Origin of the sequence: Clostridium sp. 1001283B150225_161107_B6, assembly GCF_015556325.1 — a bacterium.
In the GTDB taxonomy this organism is placed as follows: domain Bacteria; phylum Bacillota; class Clostridia; order Lachnospirales; family Lachnospiraceae; genus Enterocloster.
In genome coordinates, this window is sequence record NZ_JADNMD010000001.1 from 1149524 (window position 1) to 1174402 (window position 24879).

Below are 24879 nucleotides of genomic sequence, written 5' to 3' on the forward strand. Positions count from 1 at the left end.
TGCTTTATTTATCCGCTACAGCCTCTCCATGTGAAGCTTCTTAAGCTCCTCTGCTGCCTGGTAGATGGCGTCGGTCAGCTGTTCGTACCCTGTGCAGCGGCACAGGTTTCCGGATATGGCCCGGCGGATTTCCTCCCGTGTTGCATCCGGGTTCTCGTCTAACAGCGCCTTGGCGCTCATGATAAATCCCGGAGTACAGAATCCGCACTGGAGGGCGTGGTTTTCAAGAACCGCCTCCTGCACCGGGTCCAGCTTTCCGTCACAGCCCACGCCCTCGATGGTAACCACATCACGTCCGTCCACGGCCGGTGCAGGCACCAGGCAGGCTGTAACTGCCTTTCCGTCCAGAATCACGGTACAGGCGCCGCACTCACCGATTCCGCAGCCTTCCTTTGTACCGGTCAGGCGCAGGTCGTCCCTCAGCATATCCAGAAGCCTCTGGTGCGGTTTGACCTCCACCTGGCAGGGCTTTCCATTCAATGTAAAATTTATCTTCATCTTCTCCACTGCTATACCTCCATTCCTGCTGCCTGGCACAGGGCCCGAAGTACGATTTCCTGGACCGCCGGCTCCTTATACTGGGTGGACCAGCGGACGCCGGTACGCTCAATCATAACCTCTGCCACGGCTGCCCCTGCTTTGGCAAACAGCGCTTCGGAGGGTTTCTGTCCAATGAGGACCTGTTCTGCCTTCTCCACCCTGTCAGGCTGTACAAAGATACAACCCGGTGCAATTCTGGCCTCTGTGATGGTTCCCTCAGAGTCCATGGTAAGGGCGGCCGCACAGTTAAGCCTGGATATGGCCAGTGCCTTTCTCCTGCCCAGCTTGGAAAATCCCATTCTGGTTCCCTCAGGCAGTTTCTTCACCACGAATTCACGGATGAATTCTCCCGGCTGAAGCTTAAGGCTTCCCTTTCCCTCATAAAAATCCTTCAGAGGGCTGATGCGTTCCCCATCCTGCCCATACACCCTGATAAGGGCGTCTGCAGCAATCAGGGCAGGCAGCGGGTCAGAGGCAGGGAATGCATTGCCTATGCTTCCGCCCAGGGTGCCGCGGTTGCGTATCTGCGGGGAACCCACAGTTGCGCTGGCCCATCCCAGAAAGGGGATGTGCTCTGCAATAATTTTTGACTGCTCCAAATCCGTGTGTGTGGACAGGGGGCCGATGTAGACATACTCCTCATCCTCGCTGATATAGCGCAGCTCCTTGTCTAAATAGGTGATGTCAAGCAGACACTGGAGGTCCTTCCAGCGTTTATCCTTTTCATGAATCTGCACCATGATATCCGTGCCCCCGGCGACGATACGGGCCTTGCCGCCGTATTCCTGCAGCACCTTCACTACGTCGTCCAGGGAAGCGGCCCTGTGATACTTATACTGAATCATTTGCCGAATCTCCCTTCTACTGTAATTTATGTCCCAGCAATACTGTCTCTAAGTCTGCAGGATTCTCATAGACCCTGTGTCCGGTGGCGTTAAAGATGGCATTGGCAATGGCTGCCCCCACGCCCTCGGTGGCTGGTTCTCCGATGGATTTTGCCCCATAGGTACCTGCCGGGTCCTGGTTTTCATAGATATTAATGTTCATTTTCGGTGCGTCCATGGAGGTGGGAAGAATATAGCTGTCAAAGTTCTTTGTCTTCTGGCCTCTCTTTCCGGTAACCACGTCCTCTGTCACCGCAAAGCCCTGGCCCATGACAATGCCTCCGTAAATCTGTCCCTTTACAAGGGCCGGATTAATGGCTGTACCCACGTCGTGGCTGGCTGTTACCTCCAGCACATCCACATAGCCGGTTTTCATATCCACTTCCACTTCAGCCACAATGCAGCCGTAAGCAAAGGTGGGGAATGCTTTTCCCTGGCCTGTTTCGTGGTCCTGAACCAGCTCCTGGGGCTTAAACCATTCAAAGGCAGCCATCTGCTTGCCGGTCCAGAGACAGGAATTGCAGACACCGGAGAAGGGAACCTTCACATCCGGGTATTTCTTCAAATAAAACTGGCTGTCTAACAGCTCCACCTGGTCCGGGGTTATCCTGCTGTAATCCAGGGTTCCCTTCTTAAGGCCGTATGTCTTCTCGATTTCCTCCAGAGGAAGGCTGTGGAGCTCCAGAGCATTCTGAATCATGACTCCTTTTAACTTCTCTCCTGTCTTCCTGACAGACTGTGCTCCCATAACCGTTCCTCTGGAAGCAACGGTCATGCCGCAGTCCGGTATGGTGTGGGTGTCAGTGCCGAAGAAACGGACCGCGTCATAGCTTACGCCCAGGGCCTCTGCCGCAATCTGGGCATAGGCTGTCTTTAAGCCCTGGCCGTTCTCCGCCAGACCGGAGTTAATCATCACGGAACCGTCCTCGTTGCAAATCATCATACATCCGGATGCATCCGGAGACTCGGCTCCCAGGCCTGAACCCCTGTGGCATACGGCCAGGCCGATGCCCCTGCGCCTGCGGCTTCCCTCAGGCTGGTTTAAGTAGGCTGCGTGTTTCTCCTTATAACCGGTCTGTTCCGCCGTTGCATCCATGATTTCCCGGATGACGCAGTGTTCCACAGGAACGCCGGTGGCTGTCAGTGCCCCGTCGTGGAGAAGGTTCTTGCGGCGGAATTCCAGCTCATCCATGCCGCAGGCCATGGCCAGCTCCTCGATGAACTGCTCCTGCGCCCAAATCAGCTGTGGGGATGAATAGCCTCTCATGGCTCCGGAGTGCACATTGTTTGTGAACACGCCGTATGTATCTGTGCTGATGTTGTCAATCTCATAAGGGCCTGCTGAATGGACATTGGCCCTCCAGTTCATGAACTGGGTCTGGTTATTGTAGGCTCCGCAGTTATCCACCTGCTCGCCCTGCCAGGCCACAATCCGGCCGTCCTTTGTAAGTCCGGCCTTGTAGCGCAGACGGAAGGGATGGCGCTTTGCAGATTCCAGGAAGGAGTCCTCCCTGTTAAACACAAACTTCACAGGCTTTTTCGTCAGGCTGCACAGGTAGGCGCATCTGCCTGCCACCAGCCCTGCTCCCTCTTCCTTGCCTCCGAAGGTGCCGCCTAAGGTTTCCTGCACCATGCGGACCTGGTTCATGGGAACTCCCAGCACATCCGCCACATAGCGTCTTGTAAAGAAGGGGTTCTGGGAAGCGGAATGCACGGTCATAGCTCCGTCGTTGGGGTTCAGGTAGCAGACGCATGCCTCCGGTTCAATGTAAGAGTGCTCAATGTACTGGGTCCTGTATTCCCTTTCCAGAACAATGTCAGCCTTTTCAAATGCTGCATCCGGGTCGCCTTTGCGGATATGGAACATGGATTCCCTGAAAATATTGTCGGGATATTTTTCATGGACAGCACAGGCGCCCTGGCTTAAGGCCTCCTCAATGGTATACACGCCCGGAAGCTCCTCATACTCTGCATGAATCGCCTCCAGAGCCTCATCCACCAGCTCCTTTGACCGGGCCGCAACCATGGCCACACAGTCACCGGAGTAACGGATGGTATCGGTCAGGTACATGTACCCTGCCCAGCTTCTGGTGCGGGGCATATCAAAGCAGGTAACCACTGCCTCCACACCCGGAATCGCTTTTGCTTTTTCAGCATCAATGGACACTACTTTGGCACTGGAATAGGGGCTTCGCAAAACTCCAGCGTAAAGCATTCCTTCCATATAGATGTCCGCTGCGTAGCGCGCCCTTCCTGTTACCTTATCCACCCCGTCAATACGGGGTACGCAGTGGTTAACCACAGAAAAATGTTTTTCGCCTACTTTTGTTAACGACATTCTGAATCTCCTTTCCAGAACCGCTCTGTCTTTTCTTCCATCTCCCTGCGCACAGCCTCCTTGTCAAGGGTAACCAGTTTCCCGTCCCTCTTAAGCCATGTGCCTCCCACCATCACGTTTATCACGTTCTGGGGGTTGGTAAAAAGTACTAATTGGTCATATACGTTATGTTGATTGATAGGGGTGGGTCTGGCCATATCCACGGTAATCAGGTCGGCCAGCATGCCTTCCTTAATGACACCCGCCTCTATGCCCACAGCCCTTGCGCCCAGCTCTGTGGCCATGCAAAATACCTTCTTTGCAGGCATGGCCTGGGGGTCCTTATGGTAGCCCTTGTGTATCAGGAACGCGCCCCGCATCACTTCAAAGAAGTTGTTCACATAGCCGTCTGTGCCCAGGCCAACCGTCATGCCTGCATCCAGCATCTTCTCGATGGGAGCGATTCCGCCTCCCACCTCGCAGTTGGACAGGGGCATGGAAATGGCCTTTACGTCCTTTTCCGCCAGAATGGCTATTTCCTTATCAGTGACCTGCACCAGCTGGGAAGCCAGGACATTTTTGTCCAGGCATCCAAAGCCGTTGTATGCCTCCACAGGCGTGGTTCCCAGATGCTCCCTGGCCCATGCCGGTTCAAGGTCGCTTTCACTCATATGCATGTGAAGCAGGCAGCCGGCTTCATCTGCCATATGCTTTGCCTCACGTATGAAATCCTCGCCGCAGGTAAACAGGGTGTGAATGCTCATGACGCCTTTCACCAGGCCGTCTTCCTGATTGCAGGCCATGGCAAAGTCAAAATTCTCCTTCAGGCCCAGCCTGCCGTTCTCTTCGCTCTTTCTCTCACAGGCTTCAAAGGACAGTCGGCCGCGCAGGCCGGCCCTTTCCACCTCCTCTTTTTCTACCTCAAGGGCGCCGGGAATGGAATTAGGTCCTTCCAGGATATCCACAAAGGATGTGACCCCGGAGTCAATCATCTCCACGCAGGCCCACCTGGTTGTGATTCGCGCCAGGTCATGGTCCACTCTGTCCTCCACGTAGGGCCACCAGAAATCCTCCAGATAATCGGAGAAATCCGTTACCATTGCCTCTGCCGTAATGCCGTGGGAAAGAACGCCGTACATGTGGTTGTGCCCATTTACAAAACCCGGAAGAAGCATCTGTCCCGGAAGGCAGATTGTCTGCGCCTCCCCGCTGCTTCCGTTCCCAAGCGTATCCCATGGACCCACACAGGCAATCCGTCCTTCTTCAATCCGGACGCCCCAGCCCTTTTTCAGGCCCTCAGGCGTCAATACATAGTCTGGTTTTATAATGGCCGCTGCCAGATTTCCATTTTTTGTCATTATTTACTGCCTCTCATATTTTCTATAAGTATCGTTCCACTTATGTCCTTCCAAGCGGTTGGTGATATTGCCTCTCACACAAAGCTCCTCCGCTGCCTTCTGGGCTGCCCGGAGCTCTGTCTTTTCATCCTCCACCGTAAGGATGACGCCCTTTTCCATAACCGCCCTGCCGTCTACATACACATCTGTAATGTTCTTTAAGGATGCGGAGTACACCAGGGTGGAGCATGGATTGTGAAGGGGCACTGCCTTGACGCATTCATATGGGTCAAAGATTACCAGGTCAGCCTTCTTGCCTGCCTGGATGGAGCCAATCTCATCCTCCATGCCAATAGCCCTTGCGCCGTCAATGGTGGCCATCTCCACTACTTTCTCAGCTGACATGGACAGCGGGTCCCTGGTAGCGCATTTCTGCATCAGGGCCGTGTTCTTCATCAGCTCTATCATGTCGTTGGCGTTGTTGGAGGCTGCTCCGTCCACGCCCAGGGAACAGGTGACGCCTGCCTTTAAAAGCTTTGGAATCGGGGCCACGCCTGAGGACAGGTACATGTTGGAACATACGTTGTGGGAAATCTTAAGGTCATATTTTCTTGCCTTCTCGATATCCTCATCCGTCAGATGTACGCAGTGCACCATCAGTACGTTGGGTCCGCAGATTCCCATGTCAATCATGGCGTCTATATCCCACAAGCCGTGAATTCCCTTGGCTGCCTCCCTGTCAAACTCTGTCTCTGAGATATGTACGGTGAAGCCTGACTTATATTCGTTGGTCACCTTCCACAGCATCTGCAGCGTCTCTTTGGTATTGGACCACATGGCTGCCGGAGCCACCCAGATTTTGATGCGGCCGTTGTCGCAGTTGTGGTAACGCTCAAAGATGTCCCTGACACCCTTCTCAATGTCGTCCTTCTGCTGTGTGATGCCCGGATGCACGCCGTACTCAATACCGGTGTCCATACATCCCCTGCCGAAGATGCCGCGGATTCCCAGTTCTCTCATGGCCTTTATAACGCCGTCGTCCAGTCCTTCCCTTGGATGGGGGTACATATAATCCACATTGGTGGTGATGCCGCTGTGGATGCCCTCCATCAGGCCCAGCATGGCGCCGTGGTAGCAGTCATCAGGAGTCAGATTGGTGGCTGCGGGGAAGGTCATGGTTTCCAGCCAGTCCTTTAATACCATATCATCTCCCAGTCCCCTAAGCAGGGTCTGGAACAAATGGTTGTGGGTGCTTACAAAGCCGGGGAACATTACCCTGCCCTCCAGGTCCGTCACCCGTTCACAGTCCGTATACTTGGCCTCCAATGCCTCGGTGGGTCCCACCTCCGCAATCCGGCCGTCCTTCACAGCTACCGCACCGTGAAAAAATATTTCCCTGTCAGGATTTACCGTTACAATGATTCCGTTTTTAAACAAATGGTTAATCATAATCAAAACTCCTTTTCTCTCTGATTCACACAATTAAGCTTTCGCTGTCTCCAGTTCATTGCCGTTTTCAGATGCAGCGCCGTCCTCTTCTGTCTGGCTGATTTCCCTTATATACTCTGCCTCCACTTCCTGGTCCGTCTGGTCCTTTGGAAGAATCAGGTTCAGGACAATGGCAAATCCGGCCACCAGGATAATGGAAGACTCCCCGAAGAACATCTGCACATACTCACCCATGCCTGACAGTGTATCCTTAGCCAGGGAGATGCCCAGTCCCAGTGCAAGGGCAGGTCCGCATATAAGCATGGCCCTGTTGGTGAATCTGGCTCTTGCCACCAGGCTCATGCCGGACATGCATATCATGGAGAATACCACGATTGTGGCTCCGCCGATGACGCAGTTAGGTATGGTGGAAAGCACGCTGGCCAGCTTGGGGCAGAAGGCTGCCGCGGTCAGAGTGATGGCTCCCCATCCCATGACCCACCGGTTACAGACCTTTGTCAGAGCTACGATACCGGAGCACTGGCTGTAGGTTCCTGTGGCAAAGCAGTTGAAGAAAGAGGAAAAGATACATGCAATGCCGTTGGCGATAATGCCGCCTCTCAGCTCCTCGTTCTTGGGCTGCCTGTTCAGACCGCCTGTGGCTGAAACCGTGAAGTCTCCTGACATTTCCACTGCATTGATAAAAAACAGCAGGATAAAGACCAGAACAAAGTTCAGGTGGAACTCCAGTTTTCCAAATGCCATTGGCCTTGGAACAGCAAACCATGCTGCTTCGCTGATAGGCGCGAAGTTTATGTATCCGCAGATGGCTGCTATGACATATCCCACAATCATGCCGCCCAGTACGGCTGCCGCGCTGACCATTCCTTTGCCGTATCCGTTGAGAATCAGGATGGCCAGAATGACTATCAGACCAATGACAAAGTTGTGAAGCTGACCCATGGACGGGTCTCCCTGTCCGCCTGCCAGATTATAGGCAGCAATGGGGAAGCAGGAGATGCCGATGGAAGTGATGATGGTCCCTGTCACAACCGGCGGGAAGAATCTCCTAATTTTTGGAAGAGCGAAACCGATGACAATGGACACCAGACCGCCTACTAACTGCGCCCCAAACAAAACCCCTAACCCATAATTGACAGATACGGAAATGCAGATGGGAAGAAATGTGTATGTCAGTCCCATCATGACAGGCAGCCCTGACCCGAATTGAAGATTGCCGAATCGTATGGGGAATACCTGCAGAAGTGTGGCCACGCCGGCTCCCAGGATGGAGCACTGCAGAAGCAGTGTAGCGTGCGAAGTGTCCATGCCGCATGCATTTGCCACCAGAATCATGGGAACAATGTTTCCCACGAACATGGCTAAAAGCTGCTGGAATCCCAGCGGAAATGCCTGTGCGAATGGAGGGCGTCCATTTAATTCATAAATAGAGCCTGTTTTGATAGTTGAAGTACTTTTGGATGCATTCTTATTCATGTCGTTCTCCTTTAACTGATTAAGAATACGAAAGGGGGCTTCTTCCCTTCGGGTGTTCCTGACTTCGTCGTTACCCACCCTGGTTCCTGCCGGGGTGTGCCTGTGGTATGGTACTTTATCCGTCCAGTGTACAGGCTTGACAGATAGACTAAAGCCGGAGAAAAGCCTATCTGACCAATGGATTCCTGAGTAAATAGTTGCCGGTGGGCACATCTGTCGTAAATGCGCCGTCCTCTATGATTTTTTGCCCTCTCAGGAATACATGCTGGACTTTATGTGAAACTACCATGCCCTGGTAAGGGTTGTAGTCTACATACTGCCTCTGTGTGCCGGAATCGATGACATGACTGCTGTCCGGCCGGATTATCACCAAATCAGCGTCGCTGCCTGGCTGTATCACTCCTTTCCTTGGATATAAACCAAATATTTTTGCTGGATTTTCCGCCGTTATCCTGGCGATGTCGCTGTATGTAAGTCCATGGCTCTCAGCCAGGGAATACATCAGCTCCAGCCGGTTCTCCACACCCGGCAGACCGTTTGGTATGAGCCGGAAGTCCTCCAGGCCCAAATCCTTCTGGCCTTTGTAGTTAAAGGAACAGTGGTCCGTGGAAACCGTATCCACGATGCCCTGCATGATTCCCTTCCACAGGGCTTCCTGGTCTTTGCTGCTTCGCAGCGGCGGGCTGCAGACATATTTGGCCCCCTCAAAACCTGGAAGACGGTACTTTTCCTCTGTCAGGAACAGGTATTGGGGACAAGTCTCGCAGTAAACCCTCACTCCCTCTTCCTTTGCTTCCTCTATCTCCTTCAGCGCCTGTCTGGTGCTGGTGTGGACTATGTATACCGGAGCTGTGAGAAGTCTTGCCATGTCAATCATCCGTGACACGGCCTCATGCTCCACCTCATTGGGCCTGGACAGCGGATGGAGGGATATGTCCGCCGGACCTGCGGCCGCCAGTTCCTCCCGGCGCACATCCAGGATGTCGCCGTTTTCACAGTGTATCATCAAAAGGACACCGTGTTTTTTCATCAGGGCCAGAAGCCGGTACATATCCCGGTCCTCCACTCCCAGGTCTCCTTTGTAAGCCGTGTAAGCCTTAAAAGAAGTGACTCCCTGGCGAATCATGGAACGGATTTCCTCCTCCATGCCCTCATCATACCGGGACAAGGTCATGTGGAAGGAGTAATCAGCAAAGGACCGTCCGTCCGCTTTCTCATGCCACCGGTCCAGGCCGCTCTGGAGGCAGGCTCCGTGTTCGGGTTCCGAGAAATCAATCACTGTGGTGGTTCCCCCTGCCACTGCCGCCCTGGTGCCGCTCTTAAAATCATCCGATGTCATGATGCTGCCGCAGGGCATGTCAAAGTGGGTGTGGGCGTCGATTCCGCCCGGCGCAGCCAGACAGCCGGACACATCCATTACCTCTTCCCCCTCAAGGGGTTTTAGGCCCGGACCAATCTGTACAATCCGTTCCCCGCTGATGCGGATATCCTGCCGCACACATCCCGTCCCGCTGATAACGGTTCCATTTTTTAACAGCATCCTTCTCACCTCTTTGTCCTGTGTTTTATTTCAGGCCCATATTTTTCATGGGTCCCCATCATGCTTTATCCGGCTGAACAGCTTTAAACTCCTGCTTTCGCCGCTATTATTGTTAATTTTTAGACAAATATGAACAAAAAAAACAAGAGCCGCAACGCTTTGTCAAAGGTTGCCAAACTCTTGTTAGGGTTAACAAAAATTTTTCTCTCCTGCTGGAGTTTTTTGATTATGTCTACATTTTACATCTTAATCTCAAAATGTCAATATACTACCAAAAGATTTTCGCCAAACATTGCATTTTCATGTATTACTAACAAATCTACCCTCTGTTCTTTGTGATATTTTCCGATAAATCAGTTATTCTCGTCCAAAAATAACGACAATTCAAATTTGTCTTTTTATGATTTGGAAGGCAGAACCCCCTGCCTGGAATGATATGGGCAGGGGGTGGACCAGTGGGGATGGAACTGTAATTTTGTATATAACATTTCGTGCGGGAAAAGAAAAAAATTTCTTTTTTTTGGGTATTTTAGAAAATGATTGTTATTTTTCTATCATTAAGAATCTTTCCAGAATTTTCTTCCGGAACATACATTCAGTGGCTCATATGCATCTCTCATAAAATCTTCAAACTTTTCTTTCCACGTTTCCCTGTTTTCCGGCCTATAGGTTGTCACAGGGTACGTCCTCTTCAATATATCCTTTACCTCCCTGCGGTTTTTAAGCAAACCTTGGCCATATAACTGACAGAGCAGATTTCCAACAGAAGATGCTTCGGTTACGCCTGTAAGGACAGGGAGTCCCAGTGCATTAGCCGTATACTGATTTAGCAAAGCATTTTTGCTTCCGCCTCCCAATACATAAACCTTCTTAATCTCCTTTTTCGAACAATGAATAAGTTTACGTACAGTCAGGCAATATTTTAAAGCAAGACTTTCAAACACGATTCGTGCAATCATTCCAGGCTGGTTTGGATTTATTTTAATTCCATATCGCTTTTCTATATTGCGGCTGATTGCAAGGGGCATGTCTGAAGGCCGGTAAAAATCAATGTGGTCCGGGTCAATGTAAAGATTATTTTCCTGCACCCTGGACGCCAGACAGACAATATCATCAAAGGTATATGCCTCCCATCGTTTCTGACACATTTGTACAATCCACATTCCCGTAACAATTTTCTTAAACATATTTGTGCGAAGCGGCATGGAGGAATTAGATGCATTGAATTCCCACCCTTCCCTTGAGATGACAGGCGCCTCTGTCTCCATACCAATAAGGGACCATGAACCGCTGGATATAAACATCCAGTCATTTCCATCATCCGGAACTGCAAATGCCGCACATGCCGTGTCATGGGAAGCAGGGGCAATCACCTTCGGACAATATGGAAGACCCATGTCGTCCGCTGTCTCCCGATGAACATATCCCAATGTTTCTGTACATCGGACCACATCGCTTTGAAGGGTAAGCGGTAATCCAAATGCACCAAATATGCTGTCCTCCCATTTATCCGTTTTCTGATTCCATAATCTGCTGTAACTGGCCAGTGAATGTTCAACGCCTCTGTTACCGCATAACAGATAATGAAATATATCAGCCACAAAAAGAATCCGGCATCCTTGTCCCAGGCGGCAGTCACCATTTTCTTTCAAGCGGACCAGCTGATGGAGCGTATCACTCAGCATACACTGATTTCCATTGTATTCATATATGTTCCATGGCTCCATACATCTATCAGCCAACTGATAAATATCATCATCAAATGTAAGTCCCCGGTATGATTTTGGCATCATCAGCAGATTTCCCGCTTTGTCAGTCAGACCAAAATCCGACCCAAATGCATCAACGCCAATACTGACAATCTGAACCTGGTTATTCTTTGCGTACTGTCTGATACCATGAATGATTTCTTCATAATATCGGTATACATCCCGTACACGGTCATGAATCACAAACACATCCTCTGTCACAAAACGATGTATTTCTTCTGTAAATAGCTGTCCGTCATCAATCCATCCTGCAATCAGCCGCCCTGTGGATGCTCCGATATCAATTGCAATATGTACCTGCTTTATTAAACCCTCCATCCGGCATCCTCCCCGTCAAGACTGTTGCGTCAGTCTCTTTGCCACCATATCAGCCAGTTTTTCCATGCAGGCATCGGTCAGTGTCACTGCATCCGCATCAATATCCTGAAGTGATTTTCCCTTCTCCAAATTTACGGTTTCATGGGCCGTTCTCACTTTATTCGGTGCAGATATGGGATGGAATGCCTTCTCCAATATCTCCAGCTGTTCGTTGCTCAAAGGCCGGTAATCCTTGATTATATACTTTAATATCAAAGATGACTTGGCAAATGCCTCCGCTGATTCCAGACAATACCACGCATCCTTGGGCGATGTTCCCCATGAAATTGGTCCGTGATTGGCCAGCATGATTACCTTATGGTCCTTCAAAAACGGAACGATTGATTCAGCCAAATCACTGGTTCCCGGACACGCATATGGGGCAACCGGAATCCTGCCCGTAATCAATGTGGGTTCTGGCGCAGTAGCCATATCCAGTTCGATACCGGCACTGGCAAACGTGCTGAGAAACATGCAATGCGCATGGCAGGTAGACATAGCATCTGCATTATGCTTATAAACCATCAGATGCATAGCTGTCTCGCTGGTTGGAGAATATCCCTCTGCCCTTTCAATGATATTTCCATCCAAATCCATTTTAAACAGCATATCCGGTGTCAGCTCTCCTTTGCTGACACCGGTTGGAGTAATCAAAACAGCATTTTCTCCAATCCGTACGGTAATATTACCATCATTGGCTGCCACCATCTGCTTGTTCCACATCCTGTGGCCTATTTCACAGATTAATTCCCTTGCTTCTTTCTCAGACGGATAATTTTTCATTTTATTATTTTCCTTTCCTCAAGTCGTTTTTATACTTTCTCCCAAAGGCCATTCCGCTTTCACTTGCCGACTGTATCAGTACCACAATCAATACCAATATACCTATAATAACCTTCTCCCAAAATGGATTCAGCAATGACTGCATGTTAAAAATATTTGTCAGCATCCCCATAATCAGCACACCTATGAATGTGCCTGATATGTGACCTTTTCCACCTGTCAATGCAGTTCCGCCGATTACGCAGGCTGCTATGACATCCAGCTCCTTTCCCTCTCCTGCCAGAGGATAAGCGGCTCCCACTCTGGATACGAGAGTGATTCCTGCCAGCGCTGCCATCCCGCCTGTAAATATATGGGAAAACATCAGTGTCTTTTCAACATTCACGCCCATCATTCGCGCTGCCTCTGCATTCCCGCCTACTGCATACATATTTCTTCCCAGCATGGTATGTCTGAGAATATAAGCCCCGGCAACAGCACAGCATATGAACATTACAGATGGAACCGTAACATATGGCGCCAGCAGACCTCTTCCTATATACTGAAATTCCTCAATGGAATTTGATGCAAAGTATGTATTCTCATTTGTCAATACAAGTGTGGTCCCCTTTACAGCCATCATTGTTGCTAATGTTGCAATGAAAGGTGCAATTTTTATTTTATTGATAAGAAATCCGTTTATAGTTCCAACTATAATTCCTGTAAGCAGCGGAACTGCCACTGCCAGTATAAGGTTATAATTGCTGAAATATAATGCAATATAACCGCATAATCCAATCATGGTGCCTACACTCAAATCAATTGAGCCGCATATGATTACCATTGTCATTCCAACGGCAATCATTCCATTCATGCTTGCCTGCCTCAGTACATTGGTCAGATTCTCCAGAGTCAGGAAACTTCTGTTGATACAGGCAGCCAGGATAATCATGAATATCAACCCTAAAATGGCATTATGTCTTTTTAGTAGTGTTTTCATCTGAATTCTTTTCATTTCCTCTACCCCGCTCTCATAGCTTAAGCCTTTTTATCCCTGAAACTCTGCACATATAATGATACAACAATAATGGCTGCCTTAATGATTAGCGAATATGAATATGGAATATTATTCATATTTATCATGATGGTTATAAGCTGTAGGACCAGGGCCCCGCACAGCATTCCGCCAATATTAGGTTTACCGCCTGACATGGGTGTCCCGCCTACCACAACCGCTGCAATCGCATCTGTCTCTTTATTCAGTCCCATGTTTACAGGGTCAGCACACGTAATGCTGCTGGTTTCAATTATGGCTGCCACACAGGCCAGCACATTGCAGAGTACATAACAGATAGTCACCACTGCAACCACATTGATGCCGGATATTCTGGTTGCCAACGGATTATCACCATATGCCTCCACATAATTGCCAAAGTATGTCCTGCGCATCAATATAAATATGGCCAGGGACAGAACAAGAATAACAGCAAATTGAATGGGTATGTAACCGCCTAGTTTCATATATGCAAAATTACTGAATCCTGCATTTTTATAACTTAAACGCGTTCCTCCATTCATTAATTTGGCAATCCCTCTTAAGGCATACATCATAGCTAATGTAGTAATCATCGGCTGTACTTTAAACTTGGTTACTATAATGCCTGTAACTGCTCCTGTTATTGCGGCTACTGCCAGGGATGCAAGCAATCCCATGACAATATGTCCATTCAGGATGAATTTTGCCAAGACCATGGAAGATAAAGCAAGTACAGAACCAACCGATATATTGATTCCTCCTGTTGCAATAACAATCGTCATTCCGAGTCCTAATATCATAACCGTGGTGGCCTGTGTAAACAGATTCCATAGTGTCATGACACTGATGAAATTCTTAGTAGTAAAACAGTTAATAACGACCAATATAATCAATGCAATCAGCGCTCCATACTGCCGCATCAGATTTTGACTGGGATTTTTTTTCATAGTTTTTGGTACCTCCTCTATGCAGGGCTGTTGGCTATCCATTTCATAATGTTTTCTTCAGAAATTTCATCTCTGTTCAGCATTCCCCGGACAGTGCCATCCCTCAAAACAAATATCCTGTCACATCCACGCACCAGTTCCGATAACTCAGAAGAAATCAACAATACACTGATTCCTGTATCCGCAATCTCTTTTATCAAATCTTCCACTTCTTTTTTTGCTCCCACATCAATACCTCTTGTAGGTTCATCCAATATAATCAGCCTGGGCCTGGTAGCTATCCATCTAGCGAGCAGTACCTTCTGCTGATTACCGCCAGACAGATTTTTAAGCTGCTGCTCCATAGACGGTGTCTTTATCTTAAATCTGCGGATATACTCTTCCGCCAAGGCTTCCTGTCTCTTTCGGCTGATAAATCCTCTTCTGCATATCTGGGGAAGGGAAGATATTGAGATATTCTCTCGGACCGTCATATTTGGAATAACGCCTTCCTCACGGCGGTTTTCCGTCACAAAAGCCAGACCGTTTTTCAATCCGTCTTTAGGCGCTTTGAGAACTACCTTTTTTCCGCCAATCATGATATCACCGGAGTCCGGTAAATCATAACCAAATAGTACTTTGGCAGTTTCTGTCCTTCCCGACCCCAGAAGTCCGGTAAGCCCTACAATTTCTCCCTTTTTCACATCAATACTTACGTCTGACAGCTTTGGATGACGTACTATGTCCTTCAACATGACAACAACAGGCTGCCCATCCCCATCATAGACGCGGTCATTGCCTTTTATTTCCCTGACGCTCCTTCCCACCATTTTTTCTATCAATTGAAATTCCGTCAATTCAGCCGGAACATATGTGCCTTCATAGGCCCCATCTTTTAAAATGGTAATACGGTCTGATATTTCATAAACCTCATTGAGACGGTGTGATATAAAGACAATACCAATTCCTTTCTCCTTCAATTGCTGAATGATATCAAAGAGCTTTCTGACCTCTTTTGAATCCAGAGATGAGGTGGGCTCATCCAGAACCACTACTTTACAATTAAGACTTACGGCCCTGACAATGGATACCATCTGCTGAGAAGCGGTTCCGTATTGATTTAGTGGAAGTCTGCTCTCTATATCCAAACCTAAATCATCCAGAAGTTTCTGAGCATTTTTATGGAGGGATTTCCAGTCGATACCTGTCTTTGTTCTGGGATAGCGCCCCAAATATATATTCTCTCCCACACTCAGATATGGAATCATGTTTAATTCCTGATACACCGTACTAATGCCTGTTTTTTGCGCATCCAAGGTATTATGAAAACGTACTTCTTTTCCGTTAAATACGATATTGCCTCCATCCTTTTCGTAAACGCCTGTCAATATCTTGATTAAAGTGGATTTACCAGCCCCATTCTCCCCCATGAGTGTATGTACTTCACCTGGCTTTAAATCAAAATCCACTCCTTTTAAAGCGCGTACCCCGGGAAACTCTTTAACAATCCCATGCATTTCAAGGATATATCCTTCTTCCATCTAAGACTTCACCCCTTTTTCACACTTTACCAACCAGTCACTCTTATAATTTGACTGCCCCTCCTGAGTATTTCTTAGAAGGGGCAGTTAAACCATGGGACATATTTATTTAGAATGCATCCGGCAATTTCTCCTCGGCATTTGCAGTGTCAATAATATACTCCTCATTATTGATAATGTGCTCCAGTTTTTCTCCATTCAGATACTTTTCCATGGTATCGAAAGCAACCGGGCCGAATCTTGGATTACAGGTAGCAATGCAGTTCATTTCCCCTGCTATGATTGCTTCCACGGCCTCGGCCTGTCCATCAATAGCAATTACCTTTACATCTGTTCCCGGATTCATTCCTGCTGCCTTCAAAGCAAGTACAACACCCAATGCCATCTCATCATTATGGCAGTAAACAACATTAAAATCGCCTCCGGTTGATTGAATGATATTTTGCATTACCTTCTGTGCTTCTGTTCTGGACCATTCACCGCTCTGGGTTGCAACGATTTCCATATTTTCATATTTTTTTACGCCGGTTTCAAATCCTGCCTGCCGGTCACGTACATCACTTCCCCCTACTTTACCGGTAATCTGAACTATTTTATAACTATCCGCTCCCCCATTCTCATTTAACCAGTCAGCGCAGGCTTCCCCCTGCCATATATAGTTGGAGAGAATCGTACAGATATAATCCACACCTGGAGTTCCATTGGCCTCCCTGTCCAAGAGAATCGTGGGAACCCCCTTTGCCTTAGCAGCTTCTATGGCAGGCATAATGGCTTCCATATCAATAGGCGCTATAAACAGGAAATCTAAATCCTGTGTGAGTAAATCTTCTACATCTGAAATCTGCTTGGCAGTATCCAGTTCTGCATTGGACATTACAAATTCATACCCTCTGGACTCCGCCTCATTCTGCATACTGTCAACCTGTGCAACCCTCCAGGCCCCATCAATGGCCAGTTCCGAAAATCCCACCTTAAAAATACCGTCTCCGTTAATATCCCCTTTCACCGCTCCTTCCGATGCCTGTTTCGTTGTTTCAGAACCCTCTGTCTCAGATTGGGCTGCTGTTTCGGATGCCGCTGCTGCTGTTTCGGATGCCGCTGCTGCTGTTTCCGCAGGAGTATCTTTTCCATTGTCCTTAGCGCACCCCATAACGCAGCTGCTGATTATCATGATTCCTGCCATTAACATTGCCAAACCTCTTTTTCTCATGCCTTTCTCCTCCTTGATTTTTTTTAATATTTTTCATAAGAACCATTTATTTTTTATGACTATATTATATCCATAATCATGTCCATACTTAATAAAGCATTTTTATATGTTATTTAATATTTTTCATTTTTTCAGCCTGCCATAATACAAATATGTATATAATTAATAATTTTATTGTGCATTAGTTGTAATCATTGCACATATACCAAAAAAACTGCAGTGTACTATGACATCCCATAGCATCTATCCTGCAGTTTTTCTTATACGTCAGCTAATTGGAAAAATCACCTTTACAGATGTGTATGAGCCTTCTTTACTATCTATTGTCACCTGATAGCTGTCTCCATAACAGTAACGTATCCTTTGGCTTACATTAACGATTCCATATCCTCCTATTTCCTTGCTGATTGGCGTTCCTTTTTCCAGTGCCTGCCTCAAAACATCCAAATTTTCCGGTGCAATCCCTATACCATTATCATAAATTTCTATGATTCCTGTCTCCCCGTGTCTCATTAAATGTATTCTTATGAAACCTTTCCTGCCACTGTCCCTCAGGCCATGTGTAATCGCATTTTCAATCAGAGGCTGCAATGTGAATTTAGGTATAATCACTGTTTTTATCAATTGCTCGTCCAGGTCATTCACTATTTCTACAGCAATCTCATCCTTGTATCGAATCATCTGCAAATCCACATAAATTTTTGCATGGTCCAGCTCCTTTTCCAATGTAACCATCTCTTCTTCCATTCTCAAAGATATACGGAAAAATTTCGACAGCGACATCAGGGAATGAATGGCCTTTTCATACTGTTCTACTCGAATCTGCCAGGAAATATGGTCCAGCATATTATATAGAAAATGGGGATTCACCTGAGCCTGAAGGGCAGAAAACTGTACCGTTCTCATGGCTCGCTCTTTCTTCTTTACCTCCTCAAACATTTGATTTACTTTTATGATTAAATCATTTACACCTTCGTTCAGGTCGTCCAACTCATGATATTCGGTTTCTACTGCTATCTGCTCTCCCCTCCAGGCTTCCCGGTTACGGTTCATTCCATCCTGAAGCTGCTTAAGAGGATGGTTAATCGTATCCGCAAACCGCCTTCCAAAATAAATGGAGGCAAAGGTGACCATAATAATGAGGATTAACAGGATTGTAAGGGTATTAAGCAATTCCGTTTTTATTTTATTGAACCAGTTTGTTGTCATACTGACTTTCCATCCGTTGCTTAATCCACGGTGGATTGATTCATCCAGATGCATTCTTAAAACGTTCCCTTCATCTCTTACTTCTCCTAAATCGTACCGCCATACCGGCGTTCCATCCGCCTCTGTAATGGATACATTTAAATCCTGTATTGTAACTGTTTTGGAAAGCATCTCACTAAAGGTATCCAGATTAATTTCCACTAGTATAACGCCCACGATATCACCGTTTCTATAATTGATAATAGGTTCACCAATGGATATATACCCCTCTTTTCCCGGATTTGCAACCACCCTTGAATACTTATAGTAACCATTTCCGTGAATCCCCTGTGTATCTCTTATATCTTTATACCATTGATGCTGGCTGTAATTTTCTTTATTGTAGGGAAACACACTGGATTTAAAACATCTCCCATCATCCAAAAGTATATAAATGCCGTCCAGCGTATTGCCATAATTCTGATTAATCAGCATCATGGTTGTATTAATTGTGGTCCGTTGAATATAATATTCCTCTTTTTCCTCAAATTTGGATACCCTTAAGGCATTTTGAACCGATAAATCATTTTGGACAATATCAATTACTTTAATCCCCTGGCTGATTGCACTGTCTATACTATCAGCATATAAATTCAACACTGTCTGAAGATTTTGTTTTGTGGAATCAATCAGGGAATTAACATAAAAAACAGCCGTTATAATGGTCATGACAATCATGGGAATAATTGCAATTAGCAGGTACATTCTACGCAGGGCCTGTACAATATTTTCTTTTTTCTTTGTCTTTATACGGTTCATTTTCTGGCATTTCTCCTGTATTCGGATGGGGTCAGCCCCGTTTCTCTTTTAAAAACGGTTGAAAAATAGGTGGCATTTTCATACCCCGAGTTTTCTGCAATGTATTCGATTTTATCTTCATCCTTTTCCAGCATCTGTTTTGCATGGTTAATACGTACATGGTTAATGAATGATGTCAGGCCGCAATCACACCTTGCAGAAAAAAGCGAAGACAGGTATCCTGGTGATACCCCCAGATTAACTGCAACTTTGTTCAAACATAGCTCAGTATCCTCAAAATTTTTTTCAATAAACCGCTTTGCTTCCTGTATCAAATCCTTTGTCCCTTGTGTGCCTGGCTCTGTCTCCTTCTTTTCCGATTCAACACCCTCTTTTAGGGAATCCCAGACAAGGCTCCAGTACTGTTCATGCACTGTATCAATGGAACTAAATTCCCTGGCCTTTATAAAAGTTACCTTTGTACTGTTCTGTATATGATTCAGAACCATCACATGTTTTGATACAACCTCCTCTGACCGCAATATCTCTTCTTCTGTCTGGGCATAGAATAGTAGAACGATATTGTCAAATCCCTTTTCAACTATGAAAAACGATTCACTTTTTTGTGCCATTTCTTCAATATTATCCATAAACCGTTTATAGGGATGCCTATTTTCTCCTGCTATCTCAGAAGAAAAACCATGAAACAGCAAAATCCCCATTCTCAGCATCATCTCGGAAAATTGTTGGTACTGCTCCATGTAACAAGCACATTCTTCAGAAGTTAACGTATCGTTTATCATGCCGTTTATATATGTTTCCGGCCTCATGACTTTTTGAATCATTATCCGTTCTTCCCGGGATTTCAAAATTTTATCAGCCGCCTTTTGTACATATGCCACCAGCTCTGTGGGTTCAATCGGTTTCAGCACATATCCCATACATCCGTGCTTCAGAGCCTTTCTTGCATACTCAAACTCTTGAAATCCACTTATTATGATTACTTCGATGTCACTCTTGACCTCTTTCACACGTTCAAGCAATGATATTCCATCCAGTAACGGCATTTTTATATCCGCAACCAGTATATCCGGCCGTTTCTCTTTTACATAATTCAATGCCTCAACACCGTTTTTAGCCGTTGCAACTACCTCAATATCATAATTATTCCAAGGTATGTACTTGGACAGACAGTCTAATATAAATGCCTCATCATCTGCAATTACCATTCTCAGCATACAAATCCCCCTACCAGAAACCATTGTTCCCCTTTTTCTCAGTGCCCTATCCAATAAGCAGATTCATTATATCATCTTCTCACAGCACAATAAAAGATAGGGGGGTATATAATCTTCCTCCCTGTCTGTCTTCCGTTCAACCATCTTCCCTCGCCCCAGGCGCCCATACCGCCAGCTCCTTCACCAGCATGATACGCCCAAGAATAACACACACAGCACCCATGGTATTCCACATACCGCTCCCCACTGCAACCGAGTACTCATAGGATGCCAGACCCGCTGTCATCCATATGAGATAGCCAAAGGCAGAGGGACCCTTCACGCCGCCTTCCCCGGTGGGCTGCATGCGAAGTTCCCTGTAATAATTCAGCGTACTGCACCCGCAGGCCGTCTCCGCCAGCATCAGAACTGCGGCAGCCTGGATAAATATTCCTGTGGGCTGTCTCATGAAGACAGCCAGAATAAGGTCCAGAACGGTAATGCCCAGCCACAGACTGCCTGTCTGTTCCATCTTATGGCTCCAGACATATTCCTTACCGCTGTCCTCTCCTTTCATCAGCCTGAAGCCATGGCGGAATGCAAGGCAGCCCACAATCCCCGGAAATAGGGGGATTCCCATAAAATTAATATGGAATGACAAAAGGAACATTCCCCCTATCATCCATTTCACAGCCTCATTCACGGTTTAATCCCCCTTTCCTTCAGATATTGGTATGTCTGCCTGAAATGGTCGCCGTACATATCGTTCCTGCGGTCCAGGTTCGTGGTAAACCCTGACTTTCCCCCGGTATCATCTGAACATTTCCATTGAATTAAGGCGGTATAGGGCTCAAACCGTTCCCTTACATCCCCTGTTCCGTTCCATGCAGAAACCACCAGAAAGGAATCTCCTTTCTTCAGTTCAACAGGCTCCCACTCCCATAAGTCCCTTCCGTCCACCGTTACCTTAAATTCCCGTTTCACCAATTCCGGGTTCTGTACCTCAAACCCTTCCAGGCGGCAGTCCTTCTGCACAAGGTAACGTGTCATGGAAGTTCCGTCCGAACTGGATGAGCCGCCTGTGACCGCGACATGTTCCATGGGTTCTTCCATGGTAAGTACGATGCTGCCGATAGATACCTCCTCTGTTCCGTCACTGTACCTGACCTTGACTGTATCCAGAGTAATCCCCTGCTTACCAAGGTTTCCGGCCGGCAGCTCCATCTTGATAAACAGCTGTTTAAACTGATACCGGCCGTCCTGCATGGAACCTGAAACATGATGGAACAGGCCGGCCTCCTCCTCCAATCCCGTCATCCAGTATTCCCCCAATCCTTCCATTTGGGGAAAGGTAAGCTCCGTCACCCTGGAGGTATCCTCCCTGTCCTGGATATAATATATGGGAAATTCCTTCCACACATATCTGTCCCCGCCGGCGCTGACTCCCGCATCTTCATCCCCGTTTCCCTCCCGGTACATCTCCAGCTCCAGGTGCATGGGCAGGAATACAGGCCGCTTCAGTGAAAAATAATGCTGCATCAGGCTGCCGGCTGCCACAATCAGGATTCCGGCTGCCATGAATAAATAAAATAATAATCCGGATGAATACTTAAATCGGTCCTTCCGCCTTTGCATACTGCTCTCCTCTCCCCAAACGGCATCGGCCGCTCTCATAAATCTTCCTTAAATGTTCTTCCAAAAACGGTTCCTGAATGTTCCCTCTTTCTATCATTGTATATAATACCGGACGCGGAATCAAATTAATTTCCCTTTCGTTTCCCTTACATTTTATACAGGATTGCATACTCCGGCCAAATGGTTTATCCTTAGTTATAAACACAGGGATTATCCGCATCAGCAATCTCAAAATACAATTCATGGGAGGCAATAAAATTGAAACAGGCATTGATCATCGGTTCCACCGTGGTGGACGTAACCGTCAGACTGCCCCATCTGCCCGTTACCGGCGAGGATGTGATTGTGGAGAACCAATCCATGTCCCTGGGCGGATGCGCCTATAATGTATCGGAAATCCTGCGCCAGTCAGGTGTCCCCTATATTCTGTTTTCCCCGGTTGGAACCGGGATTTACGGGGACTATGTGCGGGAACACATGGAAAAGAAGCAGATACCCGTCCTCATCCCTGCACCGCCTGCTGATAATGGCTGCTGCTACTGTTTTGTTGAACCATCCGGCGAGCGGACCTTTGCAGCCCTGCACGGCGCAGAATACCGTTTTAAAAGGGAATGGTTCAGCCTGGTTGATTCCCGGACCATTGGCAGTGTTTATGTCTGCGGTCTGGAACTGGAGGAGGATACCGGAAGCATCATCCTGGATTATCTGGAGGAACACCCGGAATATACGGTTTATTTTGCGCCGGGTCCCAGAATCAGCTGCATCCGGCAGCGCAATCTGGACCGCATGTTTTCCCTGTCTCCCATCCTCCATCTCAATGGAGACGAGGCTTTGGGGTATACAGGAGTTAAAGGAAACCCAGACCAGGAACATAAACGGCAGAGGACATCCGGCCTGGAAGGGATTCCTGCGGCCTGTCCTGCAAAACCTGCGGCCTGTCCGCCGCCAGTCACAAATTATCTGCCGGAAGCCGCGTCCCGCCTCGCTTCCCTCACCCACAATCATGTTATCATCACCCTGGGGGCCTGCGGTGCTTTCCACATGGATTCCTCAGGGAAATATGAGCTGATTCCCGGTTATCAGGCCCGTCAGACTGATACCACCGGAGCCGGGGACAGCCATATCGGGACTGTGATTGCATGCCGCATGAAGGGTTTTCCCATGGATAAGGCCATCCGCACTGCCAACCGTATATCCGCCGCCGTGGTGGAGCATGCCGGGGCCGGACTGGAGGATGCGGCATTTCCGGGCCTCAATGCCCGGAATGCTTTGGAAGAAAATCGTAATGATATGTAATAGGTTTGAAATTGAACCTGAATCCCTCATGGAATATAATGAAATCAGAATAGGTACACTGCAGGGCCAGACAGCCGCGGTGTGCCGGGGAGAAATGTTTGAGGAGGGAAAGAACATGATGGCAAGAGATGGAAGAACCGGTAATAGGACTACCGGCAGCAGGAGCATCCGCAACACAGCAGACCGGATACAAACGTTTCTGCGCTGCCTGTTCCTTCTCATGATATGCACTGTTTTCATGGGAACTACAGCATTTGCAGCTACAGAAAAAATCAACACAGTTAAGCTGTCATTTACATGTGACCCTGTGCCAAAAGCCGGGGAGGCGCCAGGAACCGTGACTGCCAAAACCAGCAGCAAAGAGTTTACCGTAAAAAGCGCGGAGTACACCAACCATGTGGAGGTATGGAGCCTGGGAGACCGGCCCAGGGTCAAGGCAGTGTTAGAGGCAGCAGACGGATACCGCTTCTCTTACACCACCTCCAGCCATTTTAAACTCAGCGGCCGGGGCGCGGATTTTATCAAAGCCAAAATATCTGACAGCGGCAGTACTTTGAACCTGGAATGCTATCTCAACCAGGCCGACGGAAAACCCGGTACCATACAGGGACTGGACTGGAGCGGTTTCCGCGCCAGATGGGATAAGGCAGATGAGGATGTAAAGCATTATGAAGTCCGCCTGTACCGGAATAAAAATCTGGTCACCACAGTCACTGCTTCCGGCACCTCTTATGACTTCCGCAACGAAATCACCCGCTCCGGTGATTATACCTTCCGGGTGCGTTCCATTGCCAAGTATGCGGACAGGGCCGGCGACTGGTCTGGGTATTCCGATGAGAACACGGTTACGGAACGCCAGGTTTCAAATAATGGCAGCGGGTCTTGGGTCCAGAACCAGTATGGATGGTGGTACAGGTATTATAACGGGGGATACCCCTCTAATACCTGGGAGAAAATCAATAACACCTGGTATTATTTCAACCGTGACGGATATATGTTAACCGGATGGCAGCAAATCAACGGCTCATGGTATTATCTGGGCAGCAGCGGGGCCATGACCAGGGGCTGGCAGGCTGTCAGCGGACGCTGGTACTACATGAACGGGGACGGCGTCATGCTCACCGGATGGCAGTATCTCAGCGGACATTGGTATTACCTGGACGGCAGCGGGGCTATGCTTACCGGTTTTCAGTTTATAAACGGCCGCTGGTACTATCTGAACAGCGACGGCATCATGCTCACCGGGTGGCAGTTCATCAATGGCGCCTGGTACTATCTGGATGGCAGCGGAGCTGTCCTCACCGGATGGCAGTATATCAACGGCCGCTGGTATTATATGAATGACAGCGGCATCATGCTCACCGGGTGGCAGTTCATAAACGGTTCCTGGTACTACCTGGACAGCAGCGGAGCCATGTATGCGAATCAGACAACGCCGGACGGCTATTATGTGGACGGCAGCGGAAGACGCAATTAGCTGCACAGGGGAGTGTATGAAAATTTTTCTGTAAATAGGTATTAGCCAAAGGTCTTCTATGATAAAATAAAAAATCATAGGAGGCCTTTTATTATGGCAAGAGAAAAGAAACCGGTACACCAGG

19 protein-coding genes are annotated in these 24879 nt (G+C 47.9%); 2 read left to right on the forward strand and 17 right to left on the reverse strand.

Annotation, left to right across the window (positions count from 1 at the left end; translation table 11 throughout):
- Positions 1-15 precede the first annotated feature (15 nt).
- The 17 genes from I2H39_RS05095 to I2H39_RS05175 all read right to left on the reverse strand — a co-directional run bounded on the left by I2H39_RS05095 (position 16) and on the right by I2H39_RS05175 (position 21982).
- Positions 16-498 (reverse strand): (2Fe-2S)-binding protein, encoded by a 483-nt coding sequence (locus I2H39_RS05095; protein WP_207739811.1) that lies wholly within the window; start codon positions 496-498, stop codon positions 16-18.
- Between the two features lie 11 nt (positions 499-509).
- Positions 510-1385 carry a xanthine dehydrogenase family protein subunit M gene (locus I2H39_RS05100; protein ID WP_138305736.1) on the reverse strand — a complete coding sequence of 292 codons (876 nt, stop codon included), beginning with the start codon at positions 1383-1385 and terminating at the stop codon, positions 510-512.
- 16 nt (positions 1386-1401) lie between these two features.
- Positions 1402-3762, reverse strand: a complete 2361-nt coding sequence (locus I2H39_RS05105; protein WP_195625947.1) for a xanthine dehydrogenase family protein molybdopterin-binding subunit — start codon at positions 3760-3762, stop codon at positions 1402-1404.
- Complete coding sequence (locus I2H39_RS05110) at positions 3753-5099, reverse strand: amidohydrolase family protein (protein ID WP_195625948.1); 1347 nt, start codon at positions 5097-5099, stop codon at positions 3753-3755. Before I2H39_RS05110 ends, I2H39_RS05105 begins: the two co-directional genes overlap by 10 nt.
- A 3-nt stretch (positions 5100-5102) precedes the next feature.
- The gene (locus tag I2H39_RS05115) at positions 5103-6527 is read right to left on the reverse strand and encodes an amidohydrolase (RefSeq protein WP_138305733.1); all 1425 of its coding nucleotides are present in this window, start codon (positions 6525-6527) and stop codon (positions 5103-5105) included.
- A 33-nt stretch (positions 6528-6560) separates the two neighbouring features.
- Positions 6561-8003: a solute carrier family 23 protein gene (locus I2H39_RS05120; protein WP_138305732.1), complete on the reverse strand. Its 1443-nt coding sequence runs from the start codon at positions 8001-8003 to the stop codon at positions 6561-6563.
- A gap of 166 nt (positions 8004-8169) precedes the next feature.
- Positions 8170-9543, reverse strand: a complete 1374-nt coding sequence (hydA, locus tag I2H39_RS05125; protein ID WP_195625949.1) for a dihydropyrimidinase — start codon at positions 9541-9543, stop codon at positions 8170-8172.
- 557 nt (positions 9544-10100) lie between these two features.
- Positions 10101-11630 (reverse strand): rhamnulokinase family protein, encoded by a 1530-nt coding sequence (locus I2H39_RS05130; RefSeq protein WP_138305730.1) that lies wholly within the window; start codon positions 11628-11630, stop codon positions 10101-10103.
- A gap of 15 nt (positions 11631-11645) precedes the next feature.
- Positions 11646-12452, reverse strand: a complete 807-nt coding sequence (locus tag I2H39_RS05135; RefSeq protein WP_138305729.1) for a class II aldolase/adducin family protein — start codon at positions 12450-12452, stop codon at positions 11646-11648.
- A 4-nt stretch (positions 12453-12456) separates the two neighbouring features.
- The gene (locus I2H39_RS05140) at positions 12457-13431 is read right to left on the reverse strand and encodes an ABC transporter permease (protein ID WP_240305538.1); all 975 of its coding nucleotides are present in this window, start codon (positions 13429-13431) and stop codon (positions 12457-12459) included.
- Positions 13432-13469: 38 nt separating this feature from the next.
- Entirely contained in the window at positions 13470-14414 is a 945-nt protein-coding gene (locus tag I2H39_RS05145) for an ABC transporter permease (protein ID WP_138305727.1), read from the reverse strand.
- A 17-nt stretch (positions 14415-14431) separates the two neighbouring features.
- Positions 14432-15934 carry a sugar ABC transporter ATP-binding protein gene (locus I2H39_RS05150; RefSeq protein WP_138305726.1) on the reverse strand — a complete coding sequence of 501 codons (1503 nt, stop codon included), beginning with the start codon at positions 15932-15934 and terminating at the stop codon, positions 14432-14434.
- A 109-nt stretch (positions 15935-16043) separates the two neighbouring features.
- A complete protein-coding gene (locus I2H39_RS05155; RefSeq protein ID WP_138305725.1) occupies positions 16044-17144 on the reverse strand; it encodes an ABC transporter substrate-binding protein in 1101 nt (366 codons plus the stop codon).
- A gap of 267 nt (positions 17145-17411) precedes the next feature.
- Positions 17412-19151, reverse strand: coding sequence for a sensor histidine kinase (locus I2H39_RS05160; protein WP_195625950.1), 1740 nt, complete (start codon positions 19149-19151; stop codon positions 17412-17414).
- On the reverse strand, positions 19148-20368 hold the full coding sequence (locus I2H39_RS05165) for a response regulator (RefSeq protein ID WP_195625951.1): 1221 nt from the start codon (positions 20366-20368) through the stop codon (positions 19148-19150). The genes I2H39_RS05160 and I2H39_RS05165 overlap by 4 nt, the downstream gene beginning before the upstream one ends.
- Positions 20369-20504: 136 nt before the next feature.
- Positions 20505-21050 (reverse strand): hypothetical protein, encoded by a 546-nt coding sequence (locus I2H39_RS05170; RefSeq protein WP_138305722.1) that lies wholly within the window; start codon positions 21048-21050, stop codon positions 20505-20507.
- Positions 21047-21982 carry a hypothetical protein gene (locus tag I2H39_RS05175; RefSeq protein ID WP_195625952.1) on the reverse strand — a complete coding sequence of 312 codons (936 nt, stop codon included), beginning with the start codon at positions 21980-21982 and terminating at the stop codon, positions 21047-21049. The genes I2H39_RS05170 and I2H39_RS05175 overlap by 4 nt, the downstream gene beginning before the upstream one ends.
- A 258-nt stretch (positions 21983-22240) precedes the next feature.
- Between I2H39_RS05175 and I2H39_RS05180 the strand changes: the two genes are divergently transcribed.
- Both I2H39_RS05180 and I2H39_RS05185 read left to right on the forward strand, forming a co-directional pair.
- On the forward strand, positions 22241-23278 hold the full coding sequence (locus tag I2H39_RS05180; RefSeq protein ID WP_195625953.1) for a PfkB family carbohydrate kinase: 1038 nt from the start codon (positions 22241-22243) through the stop codon (positions 23276-23278).
- A gap of 115 nt (positions 23279-23393) precedes the next feature.
- The gene (locus tag I2H39_RS05185; protein ID WP_275892409.1) at positions 23394-24755 is read left to right on the forward strand and encodes an N-acetylmuramoyl-L-alanine amidase family protein; all 1362 of its coding nucleotides are present in this window, start codon (positions 23394-23396) and stop codon (positions 24753-24755) included.
- Positions 24756-24879: the final 124 nt, after the last annotated feature.

What these genes read in the sequence shown, in the direction of transcription:
- I2H39_RS05105 (WP_195625947.1), bottom strand. Translation starts at nt 3,762, where the DNA reads ATGTCGTTAACAAAAGTAGGCGAAAAACATTTTTCTGTGGTTAACCAC.
- I2H39_RS05165 (WP_195625951.1), bottom strand. Translation starts at nt 20,368, where the DNA reads ATGCTGAGAATGGTAATTGCAGATGATGAGGCATTTATATTAGACTGT.
- I2H39_RS05095 (WP_207739811.1), bottom strand. Translation starts at nt 498, where the DNA reads ATGAAGATAAATTTTACATTGAATGGAAAGCCCTGCCAGGTGGAGGTC.
- I2H39_RS05185 (WP_275892409.1), top strand. Translation starts at nt 23,394, where the DNA reads ATGATGGCAAGAGATGGAAGAACCGGTAATAGGACTACCGGCAGCAGG.
- I2H39_RS05130 (WP_138305730.1), bottom strand. Translation starts at nt 11,630, where the DNA reads ATGGAGGGTTTAATAAAGCAGGTACATATTGCAATTGATATCGGAGCA.
- I2H39_RS05155 (WP_138305725.1), bottom strand. Translation starts at nt 17,144, where the DNA reads ATGAGAAAAAGAGGTTTGGCAATGTTAATGGCAGGAATCATGATAATC.
- I2H39_RS05175 (WP_195625952.1), bottom strand. Translation starts at nt 21,982, where the DNA reads ATGCAAAGGCGGAAGGACCGATTTAAGTATTCATCCGGATTATTATTT.
- I2H39_RS05160 (WP_195625950.1), bottom strand. Translation starts at nt 19,151, where the DNA reads ATGAACCGTATAAAGACAAAGAAAAAAGAAAATATTGTACAGGCCCTG.
- hydA (WP_195625949.1), bottom strand. Translation starts at nt 9,543, where the DNA reads ATGCTGTTAAAAAATGGAACCGTTATCAGCGGGACGGGATGTGTGCGG.
- I2H39_RS05120 (WP_138305732.1), bottom strand. Translation starts at nt 8,003, where the DNA reads ATGAATAAGAATGCATCCAAAAGTACTTCAACTATCAAAACAGGCTCT.
- I2H39_RS05135 (WP_138305729.1), bottom strand. Translation starts at nt 12,452, where the DNA reads ATGAAAAATTATCCGTCTGAGAAAGAAGCAAGGGAATTAATCTGTGAA.
- I2H39_RS05150 (WP_138305726.1), bottom strand. Translation starts at nt 15,934, where the DNA reads ATGGAAGAAGGATATATCCTTGAAATGCATGGGATTGTTAAAGAGTTT.
- I2H39_RS05110 (WP_195625948.1), bottom strand. Translation starts at nt 5,099, where the DNA reads ATGACAAAAAATGGAAATCTGGCAGCGGCCATTATAAAACCAGACTAT.
- I2H39_RS05145 (WP_138305727.1), bottom strand. Translation starts at nt 14,414, where the DNA reads ATGAAAAAAAATCCCAGTCAAAATCTGATGCGGCAGTATGGAGCGCTG.
- I2H39_RS05100 (WP_138305736.1), bottom strand. Translation starts at nt 1,385, where the DNA reads ATGATTCAGTATAAGTATCACAGGGCCGCTTCCCTGGACGACGTAGTG.
- I2H39_RS05115 (WP_138305733.1), bottom strand. Translation starts at nt 6,527, where the DNA reads ATGATTAACCATTTGTTTAAAAACGGAATCATTGTAACGGTAAATCCT.
- I2H39_RS05140 (WP_240305538.1), bottom strand. Translation starts at nt 13,431, where the DNA reads ATGAAAACACTACTAAAAAGACATAATGCCATTTTAGGGTTGATATTC.